This window comes from Streptomyces sp. NPDC006384 (assembly GCF_042870695.1).
GTDB lineage: Bacteria > Actinomycetota > Actinomycetes > Streptomycetales > Streptomycetaceae > Streptomyces.
Genome location: NZ_JBIAHR010000016.1, coordinates 166,230 through 191,709 on the forward strand (window position 1 = coordinate 166,230; position 25,480 = coordinate 191,709).

Here is a 25,480-nt window from a genome sequence, read left to right on the forward strand (position 1 = left end):
TGCACGATGGGTCCATGGTCAGCTCCGCGCACCGAGCCCTGGACGGCTTCTCCCCCGCGACCCGCGGCTGGTTCACGGGGGCCTTCTCCGCGCCCACCGCCGCTCAGGCAGGCGCGTGGCGGGCCATCGCGGAGGGCTCGGACGTGCTGGTGGTCGCCCCCACCGGCTCCGGCAAGACGCTGGCCGCCTTCCTCGCCGCCCTGGACCAGCTGGCCTCCACTCCCCCGCCCGCCGATCCCAGGAAGCGCTGCCGGGTCCTGTACGTCTCCCCGCTCAAGGCCCTGGCCGTCGACGTCGAGCGCAATCTGCGCAGCCCGCTGACCGGCATCCGTCAGGAATCCGTCCGGCTCGGCCTGCCCGAGCCCGAGGTGAAAGTCGGCATCCGCTCCGGTGACACCCCGGCCGCCGAGCGCCGCGCCCTGTCCACCCGGCCGCCGGACATCCTGATCACCACTCCCGAGTCCCTCTTCCTGATGCTGACCTCGGCCACCCGCGACGCGCTGACCGGTGTGGAGACGGTGATCCTGGACGAGGTGCACGCGGTCGCGGGCACCAAGCGCGGTGCCCATCTCGCGCTCAGCCTGGAGCGTCTGGACGAGCTGCTGCCCAGGCCGGCCCGCAGGATCGGCCTGTCGGCGACGGTCCGCCCGGTGGACGAGGTCGCCCGCTTCCTCGCCCCCCGCGGCAAGGTGGAGATCGTCCAGCCGAAGTCGGGCAAGGAGTTCGACCTCTCCGTCGTCGTCCCGGTGGAAGACCTGGGGGAACTGGGCGGTTCCCCGGTCGCGGAGGGCAACGAGGGCGCCGAGCGTCCGTCGATCTGGCCGCACGTCGAGGAGCGCATCGCCGACCTCGTCCAGTCGCACCGGTCCACGATCGTCTTCGCCAACTCCCGGCGCCTGGCGGAGCGGTTGTGCAACAGACTCAACGAGATCGCCTACGAACGGGCGACCGGCGAGCCCCTGGACGAACATCACTCGCCCGCCGAGCTCATGGGCGGCTCGGGCGCGGCCCAGGGCGCCCCGCCCGTGATCGCCCGCGCCCATCATGGCTCGGTCTCCAAGGAACAGCGCGCCCTCGTCGAGGAGGACCTCAAAGCGGGCCGGCTGCCCGCGGTGGTCGCCACCTCCAGCCTGGAGCTGGGCATCGACATGGGCGCCGTCGACCTCGTCGTCCAGGTCGAGTCCCCGCCCTCGGTCGCCTCCGGCCTGCAGCGCGTCGGCCGCGCGGGACACCAGGTCGGCGCCGTCTCCACGGGCGTGGTCTTCCCCAAGTACCGCGGCGATCTGGTGCAGGCCGCCGTGGTCACCGAGCGGATGCGCAGCGGCGCCATCGAGGCACTGCGCATCCCGGCGAACCCGCTGGACGTCCTCGCCCAGCAGATCGTCGCGATGACGGCCCTGGACACCTGGCAGGTCGACGACCTGCTCGCCACTGTCCGGCGCGCCGCTCCCTTCGCCTCGCTGCCCGAGTCGGCGTTCACCGCCGTCCTGGACATGCTCGCCGGCCGCTATCCGTCCGACGCGTTCGCCGAACTGCGCCCGCGCGTGGTGTGGGACCGGGTCACGGGGACCGTCACCGGCCGCCCGGGCGCCCAGCGTCTCGCCGTCACCTCGGGCGGCACCATCCCCGACCGGGGGCTCTTCGGTGTCTTCCTCGCCGGAGCCGACCCGAAGAAGGGCGGCGGCCGGGTCGGCGAGCTGGACGAGGAGATGGTGTACGAGTCCCGGGTCGGGGACGTCTTCACCCTGGGCACCAGCTCCTGGCGCATCGAGGACATCACCCGCGACCGTGTCCTCGTCTCCCCCGCGCCGGGGGTGCCGGGCCGGCTGCCGTTCTGGAAGGGCGACCAGCTGGGCCGCCCGCTGGAGCTGGGCCGGGCACTGGGCGCCTTCCTGCGCGAGATCGGCTCCCTGCCCGCAAAGGACGCCCGGCTGCGCCTGCTCACCGCGGGCCTGGACGCCTGGGCGGCGGACAATGTCCTGGCCTACCTCGATGAGCAGCGCGAGGCCTGCGGCCATGTCCCCGACGACCGCACCATCGTCGTGGAACGCTTCCGCGACGAGCTCGGCGACTGGCGCGTCGTGGTCCACTCCCCCTTCGGTGCCCAGGTCCACGCACCCTGGGCGCTCGCGCTCGGCGCCCGCCTGTCCGAGCGGTACGGCATGGACGCCCAGGTCATGCACGCCGACGACGGCATCGTGCTGCGCCTGCCGGACGCCGATCTGCTGAGCCTGGACCTGCTCGACCAGGACCCGGCGAAGCCCGGCCCGGAGTACGACGCCGAGCAGGCGCCCGTCGGCGCGGCCGATGTCGTCTTCGACAAGGGCGAGGTCGACCGGGTCGTCACCGACCAGGTGGGCGGGTCGGCCCTGTTCGCGTCCCGTTTCCGCGAGTGCGCCGCCCGCGCACTGCTGCTGCCGCGCCGCAGTCCCGGCAAACGCACCCCGCTGTGGCAGCAGCGCCAGCGCGCCGCGCAGCTGCTCGAGGTGGCGAGCGAGTACGGCTCGTTCCCGATCGTCCTCGAGGCGGTCCGCGAGTGTCTCCAGGACGTCTTCGACGTGCCCGGCCTGGTCGAGCTGATGGGCGACCTGGAGTCCCGCAAGGTGCGTCTGGTCGAGGTCACCACCCCGGAGCCCTCCCCCTTCGCCCGCTCCCTGCTTTTCGGGTACGTGGCCCAGTTCCTGTACGAGGGCGACTCGCCGCTCGCCGAGCGCCGCGCCGCCGCCCTGTCGCTGGACTCACGGCTGCTGGCCGAGCTGCTCGGCCAGGCGGAGCTGCGCGAGCTGCTCGACGGGGACGTGCTGGCCGAGCTGGAGCGCGAGTTGCAGTGGCTCACCGAGGACCGGCGCGTCAAGGACCCGGAGGGCGTCGCGGACCTGCTGCGGATCCTCGGCCCCCTCACGGACGCCGAGCTGGCACAGCGCGGCGCCGAGCCCCAGTGGGCCCCCGAGCTGGCCGCCGCCCGGCGCGCGATCCGGGTACGGATCGCCGGCGTCGAGCACTGGGCGGCGATCGAGGACGCCGGCCGGCTGCGCGACGCGCTGGGCACCGCGCTGCCCGTCGGCGTGCCCGAGGCCTTCACCGAACCGGTCAAGGACCCGCTCGGCGACCTTCTCGCCCGCCACGCCCGCACTCACGGCCCTTTCACCTCGGTCACCGCCGCGGCCCGTTTCGGCCTGGGCGTCGCGGTCACCGAGGGCGCCCTGCAACGGCTGGCGGGGGCGGGCCGGGTCGTGCAGGGCGAGTTCCATCCGGCCGGGATCGGTCAGGAGTGGTGCGACGCGACCGTGCTGCGTCGGCTGCGCCGCCGTTCCCTGGCCGCGCTGCGGCAGGAGCTGGAGCCGGTGCCGCCGGCCGCGCTCGGCCAGTTCCTGCCCCAGTGGCAGCACGTCGGCAAGGGGCACGCGCTGCGCGGTGTCGACGGTCTGGTGCGGGCGATCGAGCAGTTGCAGGGTGCCTCCGTGCCCGCGTCCGCCCTGGAGAAGCTGATCCTGCCGTCCCGAGTGTCGGACTACGCGCCGGCGATGCTGGACGAGCTGACGGCCGCCGGCGAGGTGGTGTGGGCGGGAGCGGGCTCGCTTCCCGGCAAGGACGGCTGGGTCTCGCTCTATCTGGCGGACGCGGCCCCGCTGCTCCTGCCGCCCCCGCACCCCCTGGAGACGACCGCTCTCCACGAGTCCGTGCTGGAGAGCCTCTCCGGCGGTTACGGTCTGTTCTTCCGGCAGATCGCCGACCAGGTCCGCGCCACCACGCACCCGGACGTCTCCGATCCGCAGCTGGCCGACGCCCTCTGGGACCTGGCCTGGTCCGGGCGGCTGACCAACGACACGCTGGCCCCCCTGCGTTCCCTGCTGGGCTCGGGCCGCACCGCGGGTTCCACCGCCCACCGCGCCAGGCGTGCCGTGCCGCGCGGACGCTACGGCTCGCTGACCGCCGCGGCCCGCACCGCCTCCCGCACCGGCCCGCCGACGGTCGCGGGCCGATGGTCCCTGCTTCCCGCCCGCGAGGGCGACGCCACCGTGCGCGCCCATGCCCTGGCCCGCGCCCTCCTCGACCGGCATGGTGTGGTGACCCGCGGCGCCGTCGCCGCCGAGGGCGTCGAGGGCGGCTTCTCGGCGGTGTACCGGGTCCTGGCCGCCTTCGAGGAGAGCGGGCAGGCCCGGCGCGGCTATGTGGTGGAGGGGCTCGGCGCGGCCCAGTTCGCCATGGAGGGCGCCGTGGACCGGGTGCGTGCGGTCGCGGGCGCCCGCGAGCGCGGCACCGGCCCGTCGGACCACCCGGGCTTCGGCGACGGCAACCGGCTCGCACCCGACGGTCCCGCACCGTACGACCGGACTGCGGGGACCTTCCCCTTCGACGACTTTCCTGACGGCAGCCCCGGCGGCACGGGCGCATCGGGCCGTCCCGGCAATGTGTTCGCGTCCGGCTCCCGCCCCTCGGCGTCCCGCGACGAGTACGTCTCCCCGCGCGGCGGGTACGAAGCCGGTCCTCCCGGCCATCGTGGCCGCCCTTCCCTCGCGTCGCGGGCCGTCGTTCTGGCCGCCGCCGATCCGGCGAACGCCTACGGCGCGGCCCTCGGCTGGCCCGAGCCACCGGCCGGGGCGACCCACAAACCGGGCCGCAAGGCGGGTTCCCTGGTGGTCCTGACCGAGGGGGAACCGGCTCTCTACATGGAACGCGGTGGCAAGACCCTGCTGCTGTGGCCCTCCGCCCCGGACGCACCGCCGCACACGGATCCGGCCCTACGGGCGGCGACGGAGGCCCTCGCCGCGGCCGCCCGTGCCGGTTCCCTCGGCACGGTCACGGTGGAACGGATCAACGGCGCGGCGGCCCTGACATCCCCCTTCGGTCCGCTCCTGGAGGAGGCCGGCTTCGTCGCCACCCCTCGGGGTCTGCGCATCAGGGCGTGAGCCTGCCACCCTTGACCCATGCCCGAAGGAGACACCGTCTGGCAGGTGGCCAAGAGGCTGCACGGCGCACTGGCCGGCGAGGTGCTGACCCGCAGCGACTTCCGCGTGCCCCGGTACGCGACGGTCGACCTCACCGGCCGCACCGTCCTGGACGTCATCCCACGCGGCAAACACCTGCTCACCCGCGTCGAGGGCGGTCTGACGGTGCACTCGCACCTCAGGATGGACGGTTCCTGGAAGGTGTTCGCCGCCGGAGAGCGCTGGAGCGGCGGCCCGGCGCACCAGATCCGTATCGTCCTCGGCACCGCCGGCCGCACGGCCGTCGGCTACCGTCTGCCGGTGCTCGAACTCCTGCGCACCGCGGACGAGCAGCGCGCGGTCGGCCATCTCGGCCCTGACCTGCTGGGCCCGGACTGGGATCCCGCCAAGGCCCTGGCCAACCTCCGCGCGGACCCCGTCCGGCCCCTCGGGGAAGCCCTGCTCGACCAGCGCAATCTCGCCGGGATCGGCAACATCTACAAATGCGAGCTCTGCTTCCTGCTCGGCGTCACTCCGTGGCTCCCGGTCGGCAAACTGCCCGCCGACCGGGCCGAGAAGCTGCCCGCGCTGGCCAGGAGACTCCTGGAGGCCAACCGCGACCGTCCGGCCCGCCGCACGACGGGCCTGCCCGGCCAGGAGCTGTTCGTGTACGGCCGGGCGTCCCGACCGTGTCTGCGCTGCGGCACGCCGGTCCGTCTCGCCGACCAGGGTGACGGCTCCCGTGAGCGGCCCACGTACTGGTGCCCCGCCTGCCAGACGGGCCCCGTCCCCCACCGGGGCGGCTTTTCCGGCGCCGGACGGCGAAGGAGAGGGCCGTGAGACGACCGCAGCGGCAGCCGCGACGGTGACTCAGGAGGCCAGCAGCCCGTCCATCTGGCCGACCGCCTGCCGCATACCCTCGACCATGCCCATGGCGGTCAGCTGCTCCATCTGCTCCGCGGAGTCGAAGACCGAGCGCATCTCCATGCGGGTGCCGCCCTCGTGCTCGCTGAGCCGGACCTGCACCGCCGTGGTCGGCATCCCGGTGTCCGGAGCCCCGTCCTGGTCGGCGAATCCGTCGGTGAACTCCAGAGACGTCGGGGCGTCCACCGACGTGATCCGCCACCAGCCGCGATGCCTGTCGCCCTCCGGGCCGGTCATGAAGTAGGTGACGTCCCCGCCCGCTGTCAGGTCGTGCCGCTCCACGGTCGCCGGGTAGGACGGCGGGCCCCACCAGCGTTCCAGCTGCCGCGGGTCGGCCCACAGCCGCCACACCCGCTCGACGGGCGCGGTGAGATCGGCGACGAGGGTGAGGGTCAGTCGGTCGACGTCCTTGTCGACGCTGGTGACGGTCATCGGTCGTGTCCTTCCGTCCGGTCGTGCACAGCGCTGCCACGGTCCCGGACGGGCAGAGAGGGTGTGCTCCGTCCTGCCGCGCCGGGCCGCCTCGTGTTCGTCCAGGACCGGGATCCGTCCTGACGCTCTCCCGGGCCCGCAGTTCCTGTCCTCTGTCCCCGGGAAGAACGCGCCGGGTCCTGCGGGCGGACGGCCGTGCGCAGGGCGCGGCGCCACCGGCCCGCGTCCACGGCCCCCACTGCCTGGCTCCGCGGCACACAGTGCACCGGCAGCACGCTCAGCCCCCACCCTCCGATGGCGACCGCGCCCTCGGCCGCCCCCGCCCCGGGCACCAGCAGGAGACGCAGCACGGCCCACCACCACAATGCGCCGAGGCCCAGCGCGACGGCCCGGCGCACGATCGCCGTCGTCATCCGTTTTCGGCTTGGAACATCCAATGCTGCTTCTCGAGATCGGCCGTGATCCGGATGAAGATGTCCTGGCTGACCGGGTCCGGCTCCCCGGTCGCCGTGATCCGCTCCCGCATCCGTGTGATCACCGCACCCAGGGCGTCCACGATCGTCCGCACCGCGGTGGTGTCGTCCACCCATCCCTCCGGCGTGACCCCGATGCCACTGCCGACGGCCACCGTCGCGGCCCGGCCGTCCGGTGACACCCCGAGGGCCGAAGCCCGTTCGGCCACCGTGTCGGAGTGGGTGCGCGCGGTACCGACGACCTCGTCCAGCTGCAGATGCACGGAGCGGAAACGCGGTCCGACCACGTTCCAGTGGATCTGCTTCGCCACCAGGGCCAGGTCCACCAGATCGACGAGGGCGCCCTGCAGCGCCGCGGAGACGATCTTCAGGTTCGCGTCGGACAAAGGGCTCTTGACGACGTACATCCACACCTCCGACGGTTCGTCCCCGGCCATGTCCTTCCACGATGACCGGCGCGCCACCGACCGGCAAACGGGCGGACGCGCCCTGCGACCGAGGCCCGTCCCGGCGCACGGAAGAAACCCTCCGGACACGCAAAAACCCCGACCGCGTCTCTCCGGTTCTCCCGGAGAGACCCTGGCCGGGGTCTCCTGTGTACGTGTGGTGCGTGCGGGTCGGCGCTCAGGCGGCGACGACGTCCACCGCCTCCGCGGGTGCCTTGATGGTCACCCGTTCCGGCGGCACACCGGTCACCGACACGGAGCCCAGCATGGGGCGCACCGGCGCGGGCACGGTCTCGCTCGGCGTGGCCGCGGCGGACTGGGCCAGCTCCGCGAGGGCGAGTTCGTCGCTCACCTCACGCATGAGCTCGGACATCCGTACGTCCAGCGCGTCGCAGATGGCGGACAGCAGCTCGGAGGACGCCTCCTTCTGCCCCCGCTCCACCTCGGAGAGATAGCCGAGTGAGACTCGGGCGGACGAGGAGACTTCGCGCAGAGTACGGCCCTGGCGTTGGCGCTGCCGACGCAGCACGTCACCCAGCAGGCGACGGAGCAGAATCATCGGTGGCTCCCTCCTCGGACCGCGTAGCCGCATCCTTCACGCCCCACCGTACCGCCTCGTGCCGCGGCCGTGCGGGGAGCGATGTCGTGTTCACTCTGGGCTGCAAACATCAAAACCCCCCGTTCCGTTCCGTATCCTGTGCCCGCTCATTTCCGGTCTGTTCGCCCGTGAGCTCCCCGAGAAGGAGTACGAGCACGCTCCGTACACTCTCCATACGAATGTCCGCGCGGTCGCCGTTCAACCGCAGCGCCTCCACTTTTCCGCCGGAGCCGGAATCGTCGGATGATCCGAGAGGTCCGTCGACGGCCACGTAGACCGTCCCCACCGGCTGTCCGTCCTGGGGGTCGGGGCCGGCGACACCGGTTGTCGCGATGCCCCAGTCGGCGTCCAGGGCCTTGCGCACGCCGGACGCCATCTCCGCGGCGACCTGCGGGTCCACCGCTCCCCTCGCCTCCAGCAGCTCGGCGTCGACGCCGAGCAGGTCATGCTTGAGGTCCGTGGCGTAGGCGGTCACCGAACCGCGCAGGACTTTCGACGCGCCCGGGACCGCCGTGATCCCGGCCGCCACCAGTCCGCCGGTCAGCGACTCGGCAACGGCGAGGGTCTCGCCCCTCACCGTGAGCAGTCGCACCACGTCGGCGGCGGTGGAACTCACCCCTGTGTCTCCTTCAACGCCGCTCTGCGCTCGGCGATTCCCTGTCGGCGCAGCACGATGGCCTGCTTCACATAGTCCAGTCCGGTCACCACGGTCAGGACGACCGCCGCCGCCATCACCCAGAACCTGAGGGTGGCCAGGGGCCCCGTCAGCGCCAGCACGTACATCCCGACTGCCACGCCCTGGGTGAGTGTCTTCAGCTTGCCGCCGCGGCTCGCGGGAATGACTCCGTACCGGATGACCAGGAAACGCAGCAGGGTGATCCCGAGTTCCCGGCCCAGGATGACGGCCGTGACCCACCACGGCAGGTCGCCGAGGGCGGAGAGGCAGATCAGCGCCGCCCCCATGATCGCCTTGTCGGCGATGGGGTCGGCGATCTTCCCGAAGTCGGTGACGAGGTTGTAGGTACGGGCCAGATGCCCGTCGAAGAGGTCGGTGATCATGGCGATGGCGAAGGACGCCCAGGCGAACGAACGCCAGGCCGGGTCGTAACCGCCGTTGCCGAGCATCAGCGCGACGAACGCCGGCACGAGGAGCAGCCGGAGCATCGTCAGCAGGTTGGCGACGTTCCAGACGCTCGCCTGGTTGACGGCGGCCGCCGCGATCTTCCCGCCGCGCCCGGCGGCCCCGCCCTCGGTCGCCCCCCGCTGCGCGGTCGTGCCCGCGGCCCTGGGCTCCGTCGTTTCCTTCGCGGCACCCGATGCGCCGCGCGGGCCGGTCCTCCGCGCACTGGAGGAACCGCCCGCCGCGGACGCCGGGACTCCGGTCATCTGGCCGCCTCCTCGCTTCCGGTGGGCGTGCCCGGCAGCGGTTCGGCCACCAGGTCGACACCCTCCGTACCGACCACCTTCGCGTCGACCATACGACCGGCACTCAGTCCTTCGCCGCTCGTGAGCAGCACCTGGCCGTCCGTCTCGGGCGCCTGGTGCTCCGCGCGGCCGTACACGCCCTCCTCGTCGTCCACGGACTCCACGAGTACCCGCACGGTAGAGCCCATTCGCTCCTCGGCCCGCTGGGAGACGAGTTCCTCGGCGAGCCGGGACACATGCGCCAGCCGCTCGGCGACGACGTCCTCGTCGAGCTTGTTCCCGTAGCCGGCCGCCTCGGTGCCCTCCTCGTCGGAGTAGCCGAAGACGCCGATGGCGTCCAGCCGGGCGTGGGTGAGGAACCGCTCCAGCTCGGCGAGGTCGGCCTCGGTCTCGCCGGGGAAGCCGACGATGAAGTTGGAGCGCACGCCGGCCTCGGGGGCCTTGGTGCGGATGGTGTCCAGCAGCTCCAGGAAGCGGTCGGTGTCGCCGAAGCGGCGCATGGCGCGCAGCACGTCCGGCGCGGAGTGCTGGAAGGAGAGGTCGAAGTAGGGCGCGACCTTCGGCGTGGAGGTCAGCACGTCGATGAGGCCGGGGCGCATCTCGGCCGGCTGGAGGTAGCTGACCCGCACCCGCTCGATGCCGTCGACCTCGGCGAGCTCGGGCAGGAGCGACTCCAGCAGGCGGATGTCGCCGAGGTCCTTGCCGTAGGAGGTGTTGTTCTCGGAGACCAGCATGATCTCCTTGACGCCCTGCTCGGCCAGCCACCGCGTCTCGTTCAGCACGTCGCTGGGGCGGCGCGAGATGAAGGAGCCCCGGAAGGACGGGATGGCGCAGAAGGAGCAGCGCCGGTCGCAGCCGGAGGCCAGCTTCACCGAGGCGACCGGGGAGCCGTCCAGGCGGCGGCGCAGAGGCGCGCGGGGTCCGGAGGCGGGGGCGACGCCCTCCGGGAGGTCGGCGGGCGCATGTCCCGGCAGAGCGACGGCGGCACCGGCCTCCTGCCGCTCGGCGGGACTGATCGGCAGCAGCTTGCGCCGGTCGCGCGGGGTGTGCGCGGCGTGGACGCCGCCGCTGAGGATGGTCTGCAGCCGGTCGGAGATGTTCGCGTAGTCGTCGAAGCCGAGCACGCCGTCGGCCTCGGGCAGGGCTTCGGCGAGTTCCTTGCCGTACCGCTCGGCCATGCAGCCCACGGCCACCACGGCCTGCGTTCTGCCGTGACCCTTGAGATCGTTGGCTTCCAGAAGGGCGTCGACGGAGTCCTTCTTGGCGGCCTCGACGAAGCCGCACGTGTTCACGACGGCGACGTCCGCTTCCTCGGCGTTCTCGACGAGCTTCCAGCCGTCCGCCTCCAGACGGCCTGCGAGCTCCTCCGAGTCCACCTCGTTACGGGCGCAGCCAAGGGTGACGAGTGCGACGGTACGGCTTTCAGGCATGGGCTCAAGACTACTTCGTCCCGCGGACAGCCCACGTCGACGGGGTTGGCCGATCTTGGCCAACCCCGTGCACGCTCGTCCCTTCCGGCCCGCTTATCCGGCCTGCGGGTCGCCCTTCGTGTACGTCAGCCGCTCCACGGCACCCGGCTGGAAGTCGTCCTCGATCTCCTTGCCATTGACGTGCAGCTGGATGGCACCGGCGTCGCCGAGGACGAGGTCGACCTTCTCGTCGTCCTGGAACGTCTGGGAATCGCCCTGCTCCAGCAGGCCGTCGAAGAGCCGCCGGCCGTTGTGGTCCTTGACGGAGATCCAGCTGCGGCCGTCGGTCGCACTGACCTTGACGGTCACCTTGTCCTGGGGCGCTGCGGCGATGGCACTGTCGGTCGGGGCCGGCTCGGGGGCGGCCGGCTTCTTGGGCTCGGCGGTCGGGGACGCGGACTTGCCGGCGGACGGCTGGGAACCCTCGGCGACGCTCACCTCGGAGCCGCCGTCGTCGCCCTTCACGAACGTGAATCCGACGAAGCCGATCACGGCGACGATCGCGGCGACCATGGCCGCGGTCCAGTTGGGTCCGCGCCGCTCGGGCCGGATGCGCTCCGCCTCGAACAGCGGTGCCGCGGGGGTCGGGGAGGGACGTGAGCCGTGCTCGCGCTCGTACTGCGCGAGCAGCTCGGCCGGGTCGAGCCCGACGGCCTTGGCCAGGGCCCTGATGTGGCCGCGGGCGTAGACGTCACCGCCGCACGGCCCGAAGTCGTCCGCCTCGATGGCATGCACGATGGCGATCCGGACGCGGGTGGCACTGCTGATGTCGTCGACGGTCAACCCGGCGGCGATGCGCGCCTGTTGCAGGACACGGCCGACGGAGGGGCGGGCTTCCTCAGAAACGTCTTCGGACACGCCTTCGATCGGACGCTCGTCTTCAGGGGAGTTGCCGATGGACACGGGGGCGCCTTTCGAGCGTATAGCCGCCTGTGCTGGACGTTCAGTCTAGGGGGGGTACAAACGGGTGGGGCAACCGGACGACGGGACCGGTACGCCATCGGTATGGCTTCGTGTCCCGATGGTGGACCATCTCTTTGCCGCTTCTCCCCACTTGACGTATGCCGGGGGGAAACGGTTGCCCGGAGATCCTCGACAGGAGGATCACAGCCGGGCTGCCCTTGTGATCCACCGCGCGAGGGATCCGCGTGTACTCTTCCCTACCCCTCGGACTCCCCCCGGATCACCGCGAGCACACCGTCCAGCTCGTCGGCCTTCACCAGGACGTCACGGGCCTTCGAGCCCTCGCTCGGTCCGACGATGCCCCGCGACTCCATCAGGTCCATCAGGCGCCCGGCCTTGGCGAAGCCGACACGCAGCTTGCGCTGGAGCATGGAGGTCGACCCGAACTGGGTGGAGACGACCAGCTCGGCCGCCTGGCACAGCAGGTCGAGGTCGTCGCCGATGTCCTCGTCGATCTCCTTCTTCTGCTTGGTGCCGACGACGACGTCGTCCCGGAAGACGGGCGCCATCTGGTCCTTGCAGTGCCGGACGACGGCCGCGACCTCCTCCTCGGTCACGAACGCGCCCTGCATGCGGGTCGGCTTGTTCGCGCCCATCGGCAGGAAGAGGCCGTCGCCCTTGCCGATCAGCTTCTCGGCGCCGGGCTGGTCGAGGATGACCCGGGAGTCGGCCAGCGAGGAGGTGGCGAAGGCCAGCCGGGAGGGCACGTTCGCCTTGATCAGGCCGGTGACGACGTCCACGGACGGGCGCTGGGTGGCGAGGACCAGGTGGATGCCGGCCGCGCGCGCGAGCTGGGTGATGCGCACGATGGCGTCCTCGACGTCCCGGGGCGCCACCATCATCAGGTCGGCCAGCTCGTCCACGATCACCAGCAGGTACGGGTAGGGCTGCAGCTCGCGCTCGCTGCCCTCGGGCGGCTTGACCTTGCCCTCGCGCACGGCGCGGTTGAAGTCGTCGATGTGCCGGTAGCCGTAGGCCGCGAGGTCGTCGTAGCGCAGGTCCATCTCGCGCACGACCCACTGGAGGGCCTCGGCGGCCCGCTTGGGGTTGGTGATGATCGGCGTGATCAGGTGCGGAATGCCCTCGTACGCGGTCAGCTCGACCCGCTTGGGGTCGACCAGGATCATCCGGACGTCCTCGGGGGTCGCCCGCATCATGACCGAGGTGATCAGGCAGTTGATGCAGGACGACTTGCCGGAGCCGGTGGCGCCGGCGACCAGCATGTGCGGCATCTTCGCCAGCGAGTGCATGACGTAACCGCCCTCGACGTCCTTGCCGAAGGCGACCAGCATCGGGTCGTCGTCCTCGGCGGACTCCGCGAGTCTCAGCACGTCGCCGAGGTTGACCATCTCCCGGTCGGTGTTCGGGATCTCGATGCCGACCGCGGATTTGCCGGGGATCGGGCTGATGATCCGCACGTCGGGACTGGCGACGGCGTACGCGATGTTCTTGGTGAGCGCGGTGATCCGCTCGACCTTCACGGCGGGCCCGAGCTCGACCTCGTACCGGGTGACCGTCGGGCCGCGGGTGAAGCCGGTGACGGCCGCGTCGACCTTGAACTCGGTGAAGACCGTGGTGAGCGAGGCCACGACGGCGTCGTTGGCGGCGCTGCGTGCCTTGCCCGGGCCGCCCCGGGTGAGGAGGTCGAGGGACGGCAGGGAGTAGGTGATGTCGCCGGAGAGCTGGAGCTGTTCGGCTCGTGGCGGCAGCTCCCGCTCCTGCGGCAGCGGGGTCTTGGTGAGGTCGGGGACCTCCACCTCGGCCGGGGTCCGTCCGGACAGATCCTGCGCGGGCGGTTCCTTCCTGAGCTTCCCGGGCTGGGGGCGTGCGGCCGGGACCGGCGTGGGCGTCGGTGTCGTCGGTTCGCGGTCCCCCGTGCTCACGCCCTGGGTGAGGTCGGCGACCAGCGGCGACGGCGGCATTCCGTGCAGGACGGCGCCGTCGAGCGCGGCGGCGGCCGCGGCGGCGACGTCCACGGCGTCCAGGGGCCGGTCCGTGTCGGGCTGCGGCACGGCGGTCCGCCGGGACCGTCCGCGGCGCCGGGCGAGGGCCTGCTGCTCGGAGCCGTCCGGGTCGTACGGTTCGGCGGCCGGCGTCCCGCGCTTGTGGGGGCGTACGGGCAGCGCTTCGCGCCACTGTTCGTCGTACCGCTCGTCGTCCTCGGAGCACTCGACGGCCTCCGGGTCGGCGACGAGTCCCAGCCGTACGCCGAGCAGCCGCAGCCGCTGCGGGACGGCGTTGACGGGGGTGGCCGTGACGACCAGCAGGCCGAACACGGTGAGCAGCACGAGCAGCGGCACGGCCAGTACGTCGGTCATGGTGGAGGAGAGCGGGGTCGCCGCGCCCCAGCCGATCAGTCCGCCGGCATCCCTTATCCCCTGCATGCCGGCGCTGCGGGCCGGCGAGCCGCAGGCGATGTGGACCTGTCCGAGCACGCCGACGACGAGGGCGGACAGGCCGATCACGATCCGGCCGTTGGCCTCTGGCTTCTCCGGGTGCCGGATCAGGCGGACGGCGACGGCGCCGAGCAGGATCGGCACGAGCAGGTCGAGCCGGCCGAAGGCCCCGGTCACCAGGATCTCGACCAGGTCGCCGACCGGACCCTTGAGATCGGCCCAGGTGCCGGCGGCGACGACCAGCGTGATACCGAGGAGCAGCAGCGCGACGCCGTCCTTGCGGTGTGCGGGGTCGAGGTTCCTGGCGCCCTGGCCTATGCCCCGGAAGACAGCGCCGACGGCGTGCGCGACACCCAGCCAGAGAGCGCGCACGAGCCGGTAGACGCCCCCGGTGGGGCTGGGTGCCGGTGCGGGCGCGGGCTTTCTCGCCACCGCCTTCTTGGCGGGCGCCTTCTTCGGTGGTGCCTTTTTCGCGGCGGCCTTCTTCGCCGGAGCCTTCGCGGGAGCGGCCGCCTTCTTCGCGGGCTGCTTCTTGGCTGCGGAGGGACGTGAGGCCATGGGGGTGAGGTTACCGGGGGAGGCGGCGGTCGACACGTGTGCCCACCGCTTCACCCGTTCGTGTCGTCCATTCGTGAACCCGGAACTGACGTCCTCACCACAGGCGCTGACGCCTCTTCACGCCGGTGTGCCGCCGGTGGTCAGTTGACCGCGGGCTGGCCACCGGCGGAACCCGGTTCCAGCGCGTCCAGTGCCCGCCGCAGTCCCGTGAGCTTGCGCTCCAGGTGCGCCGCCGTGGCCACCGCGGCGGCGTCCGCCGACTCGTCACCCAGCTGTTTGGAGAGCGCCTCGGCCTGCTCCTCGACGGCCGCCAGCCGCGCCGAGAGCTCGGCGAGCAGCCCGGCCGGCTCCTTGGTCTCGGCGCTCCCGGTCCTGCCGCCGCCCTCCAGCTGCAGCCGCAGCAGTGCCGCCTGCTCCCGCAGCTGGCAGTTCTTCATGTACAGCTCGACGAAGACGGAGACCTTCGCGCGCAGCACCCACGGGTCGAACGGCTTGGAGATGTAGTCCACCGCGCCCGCCGCGTATCCGCGGAAGGTGTGGTGCGGGCCGTGGTTGATCGCGGTGAGGAAGATGATCGGGATGTCCCGGGTCCTCTCCCGCCGCTTGATGTGGGCGGCGGTCTCGAAACCGTCCATGCCCGGCATCTGGACGTCCAGCAGAATGACCGCGAAGTCGTCCGTGAGCAGTGCTTTGAGTGCTTCCTCCCCGGACGATGCCCGCACCAGCGTCTGATCGAGCGCCGAGAGGATCGCCTCCAGCGCCAGCAGATTCTCCGGCCGGTCATCGACCAGGAGGATCTTGGCCTTCTGCACCATGGCCCGCCCTCCTCGCCCCGGCGTGGGGCCTCCCCTGTCCGCAGGACTCGGGGCAGCACCGGCGGGTGCCGCTCCGGGGGACGACTCCCTTGCGCCGCCCGTCCTTGTGCCGGTCATCGTAGCCGCACCCCGCCTGTCGCCACACCCTGTCACCGCGATGTCACTGTGCACGTAGCAGAAACGCAGCGGGGGACCAGAAGGTTCCCCGAATCCCGCGCTTCCACACGGCTACGGGCACACTGAGTCAGCAACTGCGGGTGAGCGCGGGGCATCCCCGCCGTCCTCGCGCGATCCACGGCCGCGCACCGCCCGGACGCCCCGCTCGCCCGTGCCGTGTCCCCCGCTCACCCCTCCCGTGCCCACTGCTCCATGACCGTCAGCAGGTGGTCGGGGTCGACCGGCTTGGTGACGTAGTCGGAGGCGCCCGACTCGATCGCCTTCTCCCGGTCGCCCTTCATCGCCTTGGCGGTCAGCGCGATGATCGGGAGTCCGGCGAACTGGGGCATCCGGCGGATCGCCGTGGTCGTCGCATACCCGTCCATCTCGGGCATCATGATGTCCATCAGGACGACCGTGACGTCCTCGTGCTGCTCCAGGACCTCGATGCCCTCCCGGCCGTTCTCGGCGTACAGCACGGACAGGCCGTGCTGCTCCAGGACACTGGTGAGGGCGAAGACGTTGCGGATGTCGTCGTCGACGATCAGCACCTTCTGGCCGTTGAAGCGGATGTTCCGGCGCGGCTGCGACTCCGTCTCCTGGCCGGCGCCGGGCCGGCGCTCCTGCGAATCGATCGGTTCCCCGCTCTCGGCGACGGTCTTGCGGCGGTGCCGGAACAGCGTGGCACCGCCGTTCCGCGTGTCCTGGTACGACTCCTCCTCGGCCGGCGCCCCCGGCCGTTCGGGCTGCTCGGCCAAGGCGTCCGTGGAGTCCGGCAGTTCGTCCGCCTCCAGGGCCGGCGCGGCCTGCTGGTGGCCGTGCGCGGGCAGTTCACCCGGATGCAGCGGCAGGTAGAGGGTGAACGTGGAGCCGCGGCCGGGCTCGCTCTGCGCGTGGATCTCGCCGCCCAGCAGCTGCGCGATCTCCCGCGAGATCGACAGTCCGAGGCCGGTGCCGCCGTACTTGCGGCTGGTCGTGCCGTCGGCCTGCTTGAACGCTTCGAAGATCACCCGCATCTTGCTGGCCGCGATACCGATCCCGGTGTCGCTCACCGAGAACGCGATCAGCTCCCCGTCCGGGTCGGTCAGCGAACCGCCCTCCAGCAACTGCTCCCGGATGGCCTGCGGAACGTCGTCCCGGGCCGGCCGGATGACCAGCTCGACCGCTCCGGAGTCGGTGAACTTCACCGCGTTGGACAGCAGGTTGCGCAGCACCTGGAGCAGCCGCTGCTCATCGGTGTGCAGCGTGGCCGGCAGCTCGGGCGACACCCGCACCGACAGGTCGAGGCCCTTCTCCGCGGTCAGCGGCCGGAACGTGGCCTCCACATAGTCAACCAGCTGGACGAGCGCGATACGCGTCGGGGAGACGTCCATCTTGCCCGCCTCGACCTTCGACAGGTCGAGGATGTCGTTGATGAGCTGGAGCAGGTCGGAGCCTGCGCCGTGGATGGTCTCGGCGAACTCCACCTGCTTCGGCGTCAGATTCGCGTCGGCGTTGTCGGCGAGCAGCTTGGCCAGGATCAGCAGGGAGTTGAGCGGCGTACGCAACTCGTGCGACATGTTGGCCAGGAACTCGCTCTTGTAGCGCATGGAGACCGCGAGCTGCTCGGCCCGCTCCTCCAGGACCTGCCGCGCCTCCTCGATCTCGGTGTTCTTCACCTCGATGTCGCGGTTCTGCCGCGCGAGCAGCTCGGCCTTCTCCTCCAGTTCGGCGTTGGACGACTGCAGCGCCTTCTGCCGCTGCTCCAACTCCTCCGAGCGTTCCCGCAGTTGCTCGGTCAGCTCCTGCGACTGACGCAGCAGCACCTCCGTCTTGGTGTTGACGGAGATGGTGTTGACGCTCGTCGCGATCATCTCGGCGATCTGGTTGAGGAAGTCCTTCTGGATCTGCGTGAACGGGGTGAACGACGCCAGCTCGATGACGCCGAGCACCTTCCCCTCGAACAGCACCGGCAGGACGATCACCTGCGCGGGCGGCGCCTCCCCGAGACCGGAGGAGATCTTCAGGTAGCCGGTCGGCGCGTTCTCCACGAGGATCGTGCGCTTCTCCTGGGCCGCCGTCCCGACCAGCGCCTCCCCCGGCCGGAACGAGGTCGGCATGGAGCCCATCGAGTAACCGTACGAGCCGAGCATGCGCAGCTCGTACTGGTCGTCGTGGGCGGCGGCCGGCTCCTGTCCGTCGACCAGCGGCATCGCCAGGAAGAACGCGCCGTGCTGAGCGGAGACCACCGGGGTCAGCTCGCTCATGATCAGCGAGGCGACGTCCTGGAGGTCCCGGCGGCCCTGCATCAGCGCGGAGATGCGGGCCAGATTGCCCTTGAGCCAGTCCTGCTCCTTGTTGGCGATCGTGGTGTCGCGCAGGTTGGCGATCATCTTGTTGATGTAGTCCTGGAGCTCCTGGATCTCACCGGACGCGTCCACGTCGATCTTCAGGTTCAGGTCGCCACGGGTCACCGCGGTCGCCACGCGCGCGATGGCCCGCACCTGCCGGGTCAGATTCCCGGCCATCTCGTTCACGGACTCCGTCAGGTCCCGCCAGGTGCCGTCCACGTCCCGCACCCGCGCCTGCCCGCCGAGCCGGCCCTCCGTGCCCACCTCGCGGGCCACGCGGGTGACTTCCTCGGCGAAGGACGACAGCTGGTCGACCATCGTGTTGATCGTGGTCTTCAGCTCGAGGATCTCACCGCGCGCGTCGATGTCGATCTTCTTGGTCAGGTCGCCCTTGGCGATGGCGGTGGTGACCATGGCGATGTTGCGCACCTGACCGGTGAGGTTGGACGCCATCTGGTTCACCGACTCGGTGAGGTCCTTCCAGGTCCCCGCCACACCCGGCACGTGCGCCTGGCCACCGAGGATGCCGTCCGTGCCCACTTCACGGGCCACCTTGGTGACCTGGTCGGCGAACGAACTCAGCGTCTTCACCATGGTGTTGAAGGTGTCGGCGAGCTGCGCGACCTCGCCGCGCGCCTCGATCGTCACCGTCCGCGTCAGGTCGCCGTTGGCGACGGCGGCGGCCACCTGAGAAATGTTCCTCACCTGAACGGTGAGGTTCTTCGCCATCAGGTTGACGTTGTCGCTGAGGTCCTTCCAGATGCCCACGACGCCGGGCACATGCGCCTGGCCGCCCAGGATGCCCTCCGTGCCCACCTCACGGGCCACCCGCGTGACCTGCTCGGCGAACGACGACAGCTGGTCCACCATCGTGTTGACGGTCGTCACCAGCTCGAGGATCTCGCCCTTGGCGTCGACGGTGATCTTCTTCGACAGATCGCCCTTGGCCACGGCGGTGGTGACCTCGGCGATGTTGCGGACCTGCATGGTCAGGTTGTTGGCCATGCCGTTCACGGACTGCGTGAGGTCTTTCCAGGTGCCCGAGACACCCTGCACCTCTGCCTGGCCTCCCAGGCGCCCCTCGGTACCCACCTCGCGGGCCACCCGCGTGACCTCCTGGGCGAACGACGACAGCTGGTCCACCATCGTGTTCAGCGTGTTCTTCAGCTCCAGGATCTCCCCGCGCGCGTCCACGGTGATCTTCTGGGAGAGGTCACCACGGGCGACCGCCGTCGCGACCTGCGCGATGTTGCGGACCTGCGCGGTGAGGTTGCCGGCCATGCCGTTCACCGAGTCGGTCAGGTCGCGCCACACACCGGCGACCCCGGGCACCTGCGCCTGGCCTCCCAGGCGGCCCTCGGTACCCACCTCGCGGGCCACCCGCGTGACCTGCTCGGCGAACGACGACAGCTGGTCCACCATCGTGTTGATGGTGTTCTTCAGCTCCAGGATCTCCCCGCGCGCGTCCACGTCAATCTTCTGCGACAGGTCGCCGCGCGCCACCGCCGTCGTCACCTGCGCGATGTTCCTCACCTGACCGGTCAGGTTGGACGCCATCGAGTTGACGGAGTCCGTCAGCTCCTTCCAGGTCCCCGACACCCCGTCGACCCGGGCCTGACCGCCCAGGCGGCCCTCGGTGCCCACGTCCCGCGCCATCCTGGTGACCTGGTCGGCGAAGCTGGAGAGCTGGTCCACCATCGTGTTGACGGTGTTCTTCAGCTGGAGCATCTCCCCGGAGACGTCCACGGTGACCTTCTGCGACAGGTCGCCGTTGGCCACCGCCGTCGTCACCTGCGCGATGTTCCTCACCTGACCGGTGAGGTTGCGGAACGCGGTGTTGACGGAGTCGGTGAGGTCCTTCCACGTCCCCGCCGCACCCGGCACCTGCGCCTGACCGCCCAGCTCGCCCTCGACACCGACCTCCCGGGCCACCCGCGTGACCTCTGCACCGAAGGCGGACAGCTGGTCCACCATCGTGTTGACGGTGTTCTTCAGCTCCAGCATCTCCCCGGCCACGTCGACGGTGACCTTCTGCGACAGGTCGCCGTTGGCCACCGCCGTCGTCACCGCGGCGATGTCGCGCACCTGGGTGGTCAGGTTCCGGAAGACCGTGTTGACCGAGTCCGTCAGGTCCTTCCAGATACCCGCCGCACCCGGCACGTTCGCCTGGCCGCCGAGCTGCCCCTCGCCGCCGACCTCGTTGGCCACCCGCGTGACCTCGTCCGCGAAGATCCGCAGCGTCTCGGTCATCTGGTTGACCGTCTCGGCGAGCTGTGCGACCTCACCGCGGGCCGGCACGGTCACCTTCCGCGACAGGTCACCATTGGCGACCGCGGTCGTCACCTCGGAGATGCCGCGCACCTGGGCCGTCAGATTCCCGGCCATGGTGTTGACGGAGTCGGTCAGCTCCTTCCACACCCCGGCCACGCCCGGCACCTGCGCCTGACCGCCCAGCTCGCCCTCGGTGCCCACCTCACGGGCGACACGCGTCACCTCGGAGGAGAACGCGGAGAGCTGGTCGACCATCGTGTTGACGGTGTTCTTCAGCTCCAGCATCTCCCCGGCCACGTCGACGGTGACCTTCCGGGACAGGTCGCCCTTGGCCACCGCCGTCGTCACCAGAGCGATGTCCCGCACCTGTGCCGTCAGCCGGTACGCCATCGTGTTGACCGAGTCCGTGAGGCCCTTCCACGAACCGGACATCCCGTGCACCTGCGCCTGGCCGCCCAGCTTGCCCTCGGTACCGACCTCGCTGGCCACCCGCGTGACCTCGTCCGTGAACGTCGACAACTGGTCGACCAGGTTGTTCACGGTCCGCCCGACCTTCAGGAACTCACCGCGCAGCGGCTGCCCCGGGCCCTCGGCCGTCTGCGTGCGCAGCTCCATCCGCGGCGAGAGGTCGCCGTCCGCCACCGCCGACAGCACCCGGCTGACCTCGGAGACGGGCCGCACCAGGTCGTCCACGAGCGCGTTCGAGTTGTCGATCGCGGCCGCCCAGGACCCTTCGCAGACCCCCGTCTCCAGGCGTTCCGTGAGCTTTCCCTCACGTCCGACCATGCGCCGCACCCGCGCCAGCTCGCCCGTGAGGTGCAGATTCCGGTCGGCCACCTCGTTGAAGACCGCCGCGATCTCGGACATCACGCCGTCGCCGGACACCGTGAGCCGCTTGCGGAAGTTCCCCTCCCGCATGGCCACGAGGGCCGCGAGCAACCGGTTCAACGCCGCCGTGTCGACCGTCGTCGTCCCGCCTCGCGTCCTGCCCTGCCCACTCGGGGACTGTCCGCCTTTCGCGCGCGTCCTCGTGGCCCGCGTCGCTGCGCCAGACTCCACTGTGTCCCTCCCGCAGGGGTCGACCGTTACTGCTGTTCGTGGGTGCCATCACGCTCGGCGGACCGGTTGATGCCGCTTTCCCGTGCTGCCGCCCGGCGCGATCCGCGTGCTGGACCGCTTTCCGGGGTGCTGCCCACCATGGACGGCGGGCACTCGCCCCACCCGGACGTTTACAAGAAGCCTGCCCAGTGTTCCACCACGCCGACCTGACATGCCGACCTATGACCGTAACTCACAACGCCGCCGCTCGTTGAACAGCCGGGCAGGGCTTGTCCTTCGCCGGATCCGGATCCAGCGAGAAGCGGGCCTTCGGGTCAAGCGGAGTCACAACAGTTCGGCAGCTTCTCGGAGCTCATCGGCCGACCTGTGACGCGGGACGCGTCGCGTCGGTGTTCAGGGGCGTCCCTCCGGAGGACGCAGGGGGATACCCCTGAACACCGGTCCACTGGCCGACTACCCTGTACCGAGCGAGCCGGGGAATCGGGCATGGAGGGCGGGGCCGCCGACATATGGGGAGTTCTGTGATCACCGCGCGCGCGGCCGCCGGCTTCGAGCCCGTGGGGCGATCGGTCGCAAGCGCCCGCTCCTTCGTCCGCGACACCCTGCAGGGCTGGGGCTTCGGTGACGTCGTCGACGACGCCGTGGTCCTCACCAGCGAGCTGGTGACCAACGCGGTGGTGCACGCGGGTACCGCCGCCGACGTCGTGTGCCTGCGCAGCGACGACGGCGTACGCATCGAGGTGGCCGACCGTTACCCCGAGCGCGAGGTCCCGATCCAGGGTTCGGCCGTCGACATGGGCAGCCCCGACCGCGAGGGCGGGCGCGGTCTCCAGCTGTGCGCGGCCCTGGCCGCCCGCTGGGGCGTCGAGTACACGCCTACGCACAAGACCGTCTGGTTCCAGCTGGACCTGCCCGACCGTCCGGTCGGCACCCGCAGCGCCGGCCCCGCCCTCCCGGCCGCCATGCTCCCGGTCGCCGACGGCCGCGTCCGCGTCGCCGTCGTCCAGATCGACCGCACCGGCGCCGTCACGGCCTGGAACGAGGACGCCGAGGAGCTGTTCGGCTACCCGGCCGAGCAGGTCACCGGCAAGCCGCTGACCGACCTCGCCGCCTGGCCGCACACCCCGGGCACCAGCACCGGCATCGCCGAGGCGCTCCAGCTCTCCCGCTGGGAGGGCAGCTACGGCATAAGGGCCGCCGACGGCCGCGTCACCCCGGTCTACGCCTCCCATCTGCGGGTCCGTGACACCGACGGTGAGCCGTCCACGGTCTGCCTCCTCGTGCGGGATCACGAACGTGCCGTACTGCAGACGCCGCTGCGCGGGCCCGCCTCCGACGGCGGCACCTCCTCCGAGGGCCAGAACACGGACCCCTTCGAGGTGTTCATCGGCTCTCCCGCTCCGGACGACCTCGACGGCCTTCTGCAACGCACGGTCGAGCGCGCCCGCGACATGCTCGACGCGGACGCGGCTTTCCTGCTGCTCGCCACCGACGACGAGACGGAGCTGGAGGTCCGCGCCTCCACCGGTCTGCCGTCGGCGCGTCAGCGTTTCGCCCGCGTCCCCGTGGAGGCGGGCCCCGGCCGTTACGGTTCCGCGCGCATGCCGGCCGTCCACGACGACCTCGCCGCCGTGCCCGGTGCCGTCCCGCTGCTGAACGGCACCGGCATGCGCTCGGTCGTCACGGTTCCCCTCAAGGTCGAGGGCCGCCTCACCGGTTCCCTCGGTGTCGCGGCCGAGTCCCCCGGTCGGTACTCGAACGAGGAGGCGCTCCGCCTCCAGTTCGCCGCGGACCGGATCGCGCTGGCCGTCGAGTCCGCCCGCCTGGGCGAGCTGGAGCGGCTGCGCCGCGGCTCGCTCAGCTTCCTCGTCGAGGCGTCCGACCTCCTGGCGGGCACGCTGGACCGCGACCAGACGCTGGCGCTCATGGCCCAGATGACGGTGCCGACCCTGGCCACCTGGTGTGCCGTCTACACCATCGCCGACCAGGCCTCGGAGCCGTACCTCTCGTACGTCCTGCACGAGGACGAGGATCTGATCGACGGCATCAAGTCCCTCCTGTCGAAGATCGCCCCGCCCGACCCGGTGCCCACTCCGGGCGCGCGCGTCTGGCCGGCTCCCAGGGAGGTCGCCCACCAGGCGGCGCTGCGCACGTCCATGCGCAGTCTCGGTCTGAGCGGCGGCTCCACGCAGCAGGCCGGCCAGGGCATCGGCCCGACGCTGGCCACCGCCTCCGCGGTCGGTGGCGAGACGGTGGTCCTCCCTCTGGTCGCCCGCAACCGCGTCATCGGCATGTTGACCCTTGGCAAGCCGACCGACGAGCACTTCCGCCAGGAGATCCTGGAGCTCGCCGAGGACCTGTCCCGCCGGGCCGCTCTGGCTCTGGACAACGCCCGTCTGTACTCGGAGCGGACGGCCATCAGCCAGTCCCTCCAGCGCAGCCTCCTGCCGCCGGAACTCCCCCAGATCGACGGGGTCGAGGTCGAGGTCATCTACCGCGCGGCCGGCGAGGGCAACGAGGTCGGCGGCGACTTCTACGACCTCTTCCCCATCAGCGACGGCGCCTACGGTTTCGCCATCGGCGACGTCTGCGGTACGGGTCCGAACGCGGCGGCCGTGACGGGTCTGGCCCGGCACGCCCTGCGCCTGCTGGCCCGCGAGGGGCTCAGCGGACCAGCGGTTCTGGAACGCCTCAACTCCGCCATCCTCGACGAGGGAGCCCGCAGCCGCTTCCTCACCCTTCTGTACGGCGAGATGCGCCCGCAGGAGGGCGGCGGCGCGGAGCTGAAGGTCGTCTGCGCCGGCCATCCGCTGCCGCTGCGGCTGCGTCAGGACGGCACGGTGGAGCCTGCTGCCGAGCCTCAGCCGCTGCTCGGTGTCATCGAGGACCTCGAGCTCTACGAGCAGACGCTCACCCTCGAACCGGGTGACGTCCTGCTCTGCGTCACTGACGGCGTCACGGAACGCCGTGAGGGCGCCCGCATGCTCGGCGACGACGGCCTTGCCGACGTCCTGACCACCTGCACGGGTCTGACCGCGGGCGCGGTGGCGGCCCGCATCATGCGCGCGGTGGAGCGCTTCGCGTCGGACGCGCCGTCCGACGACATGGCGATCCTGGCGATGCGGGTACCGGAGCCCCACACCGACTGACCCTCCGGAACGGTTCAGGGCATGCGAAAGGCCCCGCCCATTGGGCGGGGCCTTTGCTTTGTGGAGCCCCCAAACGGAATCGAACCGTTGACCTTCTCCTTACCATGGAGACGCTCTGCCGACTGAGCTATAGGGGCCTGCTGCCTTTTCGGGGTTTCCCCCTCGGCAACGGAATAGATCATACCCCGAACAGAGGGGTGCTCCCAACACGGCTGTCAGATCGCGGCCGGCAACAGTCCTCCCAGTGCGTTGCACGCGGAGGCGATCCGCTGCATGTCCCTCTTCGTCAACGAAGCGTCGACCGGCAGCGCGAGCGTCTCGTCGGCGGCCCGCTCCGTCTCCGGCAGCGATATGCATCGCCGGAAGCCGGGCATCCGGTGCACGGGGGTCTTCACCGGCACCCAGCAGTCGACTCCCCTTCTCCGCACGGCTCGTGCGAAGGCGTCACGGTCGGGTCGGCCGTTGCCTGGCACTCTCACCACGTACTGCTCGAAGGTGTGCCCGTCTCCCCCGTCCGGAGTGAGTACTCCGGTCAACTTCCCGTCGAGGTAGGCCGCTCGCTGCCTGCGCCGGGCTATCTCGTCGTACGGCGCCTCGGTCTCCCGGTGCTCCAGCACGAGCAGGCCGTGCCGCTGACCGGACCGTCGCAGTCGCGTCATGTCCGCCAGGCGCCCGAATCGGTGCACTGCTATGACGGCCGCGGACCGGGGCGTCAGCACGGCCTCCATCGCCGACACGTCGAGACAGTACGTCGCGGGATCTATATCGGCGAACACCGGCACCGCGCCGGCCAGGACCACGGCCTCGGCGACCTCGACGTTCCCGAAGGCAGGTACGACGACCTCGTCACCAACTCCGACGCCGGCGGCCCTGAGCATTGCAGCAGTACCCATAGCGATAAGAGTGGTAGCGCGACGTGAACACTGAGTGACGGAAAACAAAAAAGGGTTGGACCCGGAACCGAAGTTCGGGGTCCAACCCTTTTGAATGATTGTTCGGCGGTGTCCTACTCTCCCACAGGGTCCCCCCTGCAGTACCATCGGCGCTGTAAGGCTTAGCTTCCGGGTTCGGAATGTAACCGGGCGTTT

General features: G+C 71.0%; 14 protein-coding genes, 1 tRNA gene, 1 rRNA gene and 1 pseudogene. 3 read left to right on the top strand and 14 right to left on the bottom strand.

Annotation, left to right across the window (positions count from 1 at the left end; translation table 11 throughout):
• Positions 1-14: 14 nt before the first annotated feature.
• Positions 15-4,910 (top strand): ATP-dependent helicase, encoded by a 4,896-nt coding sequence (locus ACFYOJ_RS22745; RefSeq protein WP_356557916.1) that lies wholly within the window; start codon positions 15-17, stop codon positions 4,908-4,910.
• A gap of 18 nt (positions 4,911-4,928) precedes the next feature.
• Positions 4,929-5,768, top strand: coding sequence for a DNA-formamidopyrimidine glycosylase family protein (locus ACFYOJ_RS22750; protein ID WP_356557915.1), 840 nt, complete (start codon positions 4,929-4,931; stop codon positions 5,766-5,768).
• Between the two features lie 30 nt (positions 5,769-5,798).
• On the opposite strand, the gene ACFYOJ_RS22755 is transcribed toward ACFYOJ_RS22750, so the two are convergent.
• The 11 genes and pseudogenes from ACFYOJ_RS22755 to ACFYOJ_RS22805 form a co-directional block, all read right to left on the bottom strand.
• Positions 5,799-6,284, bottom strand: a complete 486-nt coding sequence (locus tag ACFYOJ_RS22755) for an SRPBCC domain-containing protein (protein WP_356557914.1) — start codon at positions 6,282-6,284, stop codon at positions 5,799-5,801.
• Between the two features lie 191 nt (positions 6,285-6,475).
• A pseudogene (locus ACFYOJ_RS22760) lies at positions 6,476-6,697 on the bottom strand (hypothetical protein); the annotation flags it as partial.
• Positions 6,694-7,164, bottom strand: a complete 471-nt coding sequence (locus ACFYOJ_RS22765; protein ID WP_356557949.1) for a DNA starvation/stationary phase protection protein — start codon at positions 7,162-7,164, stop codon at positions 6,694-6,696. The pseudogene ACFYOJ_RS22760 and the gene ACFYOJ_RS22765, both read right to left, overlap by 4 nt.
• Positions 7,165-7,381: 217 nt before the next feature.
• The gene (locus tag ACFYOJ_RS22770; protein ID WP_007387871.1) at positions 7,382-7,762 is read right to left on the bottom strand and encodes a helix-turn-helix domain-containing protein; all 381 of its coding nucleotides are present in this window, start codon (positions 7,760-7,762) and stop codon (positions 7,382-7,384) included.
• 109 nt (positions 7,763-7,871) lie between these two features.
• On the bottom strand, positions 7,872-8,417 hold the full coding sequence (locus ACFYOJ_RS22775; protein ID WP_356557913.1) for a CinA family protein: 546 nt from the start codon (positions 8,415-8,417) through the stop codon (positions 7,872-7,874).
• Entirely contained in the window at positions 8,414-9,187 is a 774-nt protein-coding gene (pgsA, locus tag ACFYOJ_RS22780) for a CDP-diacylglycerol--glycerol-3-phosphate 3-phosphatidyltransferase (protein ID WP_356557912.1), read from the bottom strand. The genes ACFYOJ_RS22775 and pgsA overlap by 4 nt, the downstream gene beginning before the upstream one ends.
• Positions 9,184-10,656 carry a 30S ribosomal protein S12 methylthiotransferase RimO gene (gene rimO, locus ACFYOJ_RS22785; protein ID WP_356557911.1) on the bottom strand — a complete coding sequence of 491 codons (1,473 nt, stop codon included), beginning with the start codon at positions 10,654-10,656 and terminating at the stop codon, positions 9,184-9,186. Before rimO ends, pgsA begins: the two co-directional genes overlap by 4 nt.
• Positions 10,657-10,749: 93 nt before the next feature.
• Complete coding sequence (locus ACFYOJ_RS22790; protein ID WP_356557910.1) at positions 10,750-11,598, bottom strand: RodZ domain-containing protein; 849 nt, start codon at positions 11,596-11,598, stop codon at positions 10,750-10,752.
• A gap of 257 nt (positions 11,599-11,855) precedes the next feature.
• Positions 11,856-14,612 carry a DNA translocase FtsK gene (locus tag ACFYOJ_RS22795; RefSeq protein WP_356557909.1) on the bottom strand — a complete coding sequence of 919 codons (2,757 nt, stop codon included), beginning with the start codon at positions 14,610-14,612 and terminating at the stop codon, positions 11,856-11,858.
• 140 nt (positions 14,613-14,752) lie between these two features.
• Positions 14,753-15,427: a response regulator gene (locus tag ACFYOJ_RS22800; protein WP_356557908.1), complete on the bottom strand. Its 675-nt coding sequence runs from the start codon at positions 15,425-15,427 to the stop codon at positions 14,753-14,755.
• 344 nt (positions 15,428-15,771) lie between these two features.
• On the bottom strand, positions 15,772-21,243 hold the full coding sequence (locus ACFYOJ_RS22805; RefSeq protein ID WP_356557907.1) for a HAMP domain-containing protein: 5,472 nt from the start codon (positions 21,241-21,243) through the stop codon (positions 15,772-15,774).
• 509 nt (positions 21,244-21,752) lie between these two features.
• On the opposite strand from ACFYOJ_RS22805, the gene ACFYOJ_RS22810 reads away from it, so the two are divergent.
• Positions 21,753-24,392 (top strand): SpoIIE family protein phosphatase, encoded by a 2,640-nt coding sequence (locus ACFYOJ_RS22810; protein ID WP_356557906.1) that lies wholly within the window; start codon positions 21,753-21,755, stop codon positions 24,390-24,392.
• A gap of 61 nt (positions 24,393-24,453) precedes the next feature.
• Here the strand turns inward: ACFYOJ_RS22810 and ACFYOJ_RS22815 are convergent.
• The 3 genes from ACFYOJ_RS22815 to rrf form a co-directional block, all read right to left on the bottom strand.
• Positions 24,454-24,529: transfer RNA gene (locus tag ACFYOJ_RS22815), tRNA-Thr, on the bottom strand.
• A gap of 78 nt (positions 24,530-24,607) precedes the next feature.
• Positions 24,608-25,270, bottom strand: a complete 663-nt coding sequence (locus ACFYOJ_RS22820) for a DegT/DnrJ/EryC1/StrS family aminotransferase (protein WP_356557948.1) — start codon at positions 25,268-25,270, stop codon at positions 24,608-24,610.
• Positions 25,271-25,385: 115 nt separating this feature from the next.
• A 5S ribosomal RNA gene (gene rrf / locus ACFYOJ_RS22825) occupies positions 25,386-25,480 on the bottom strand; the annotation flags it as partial.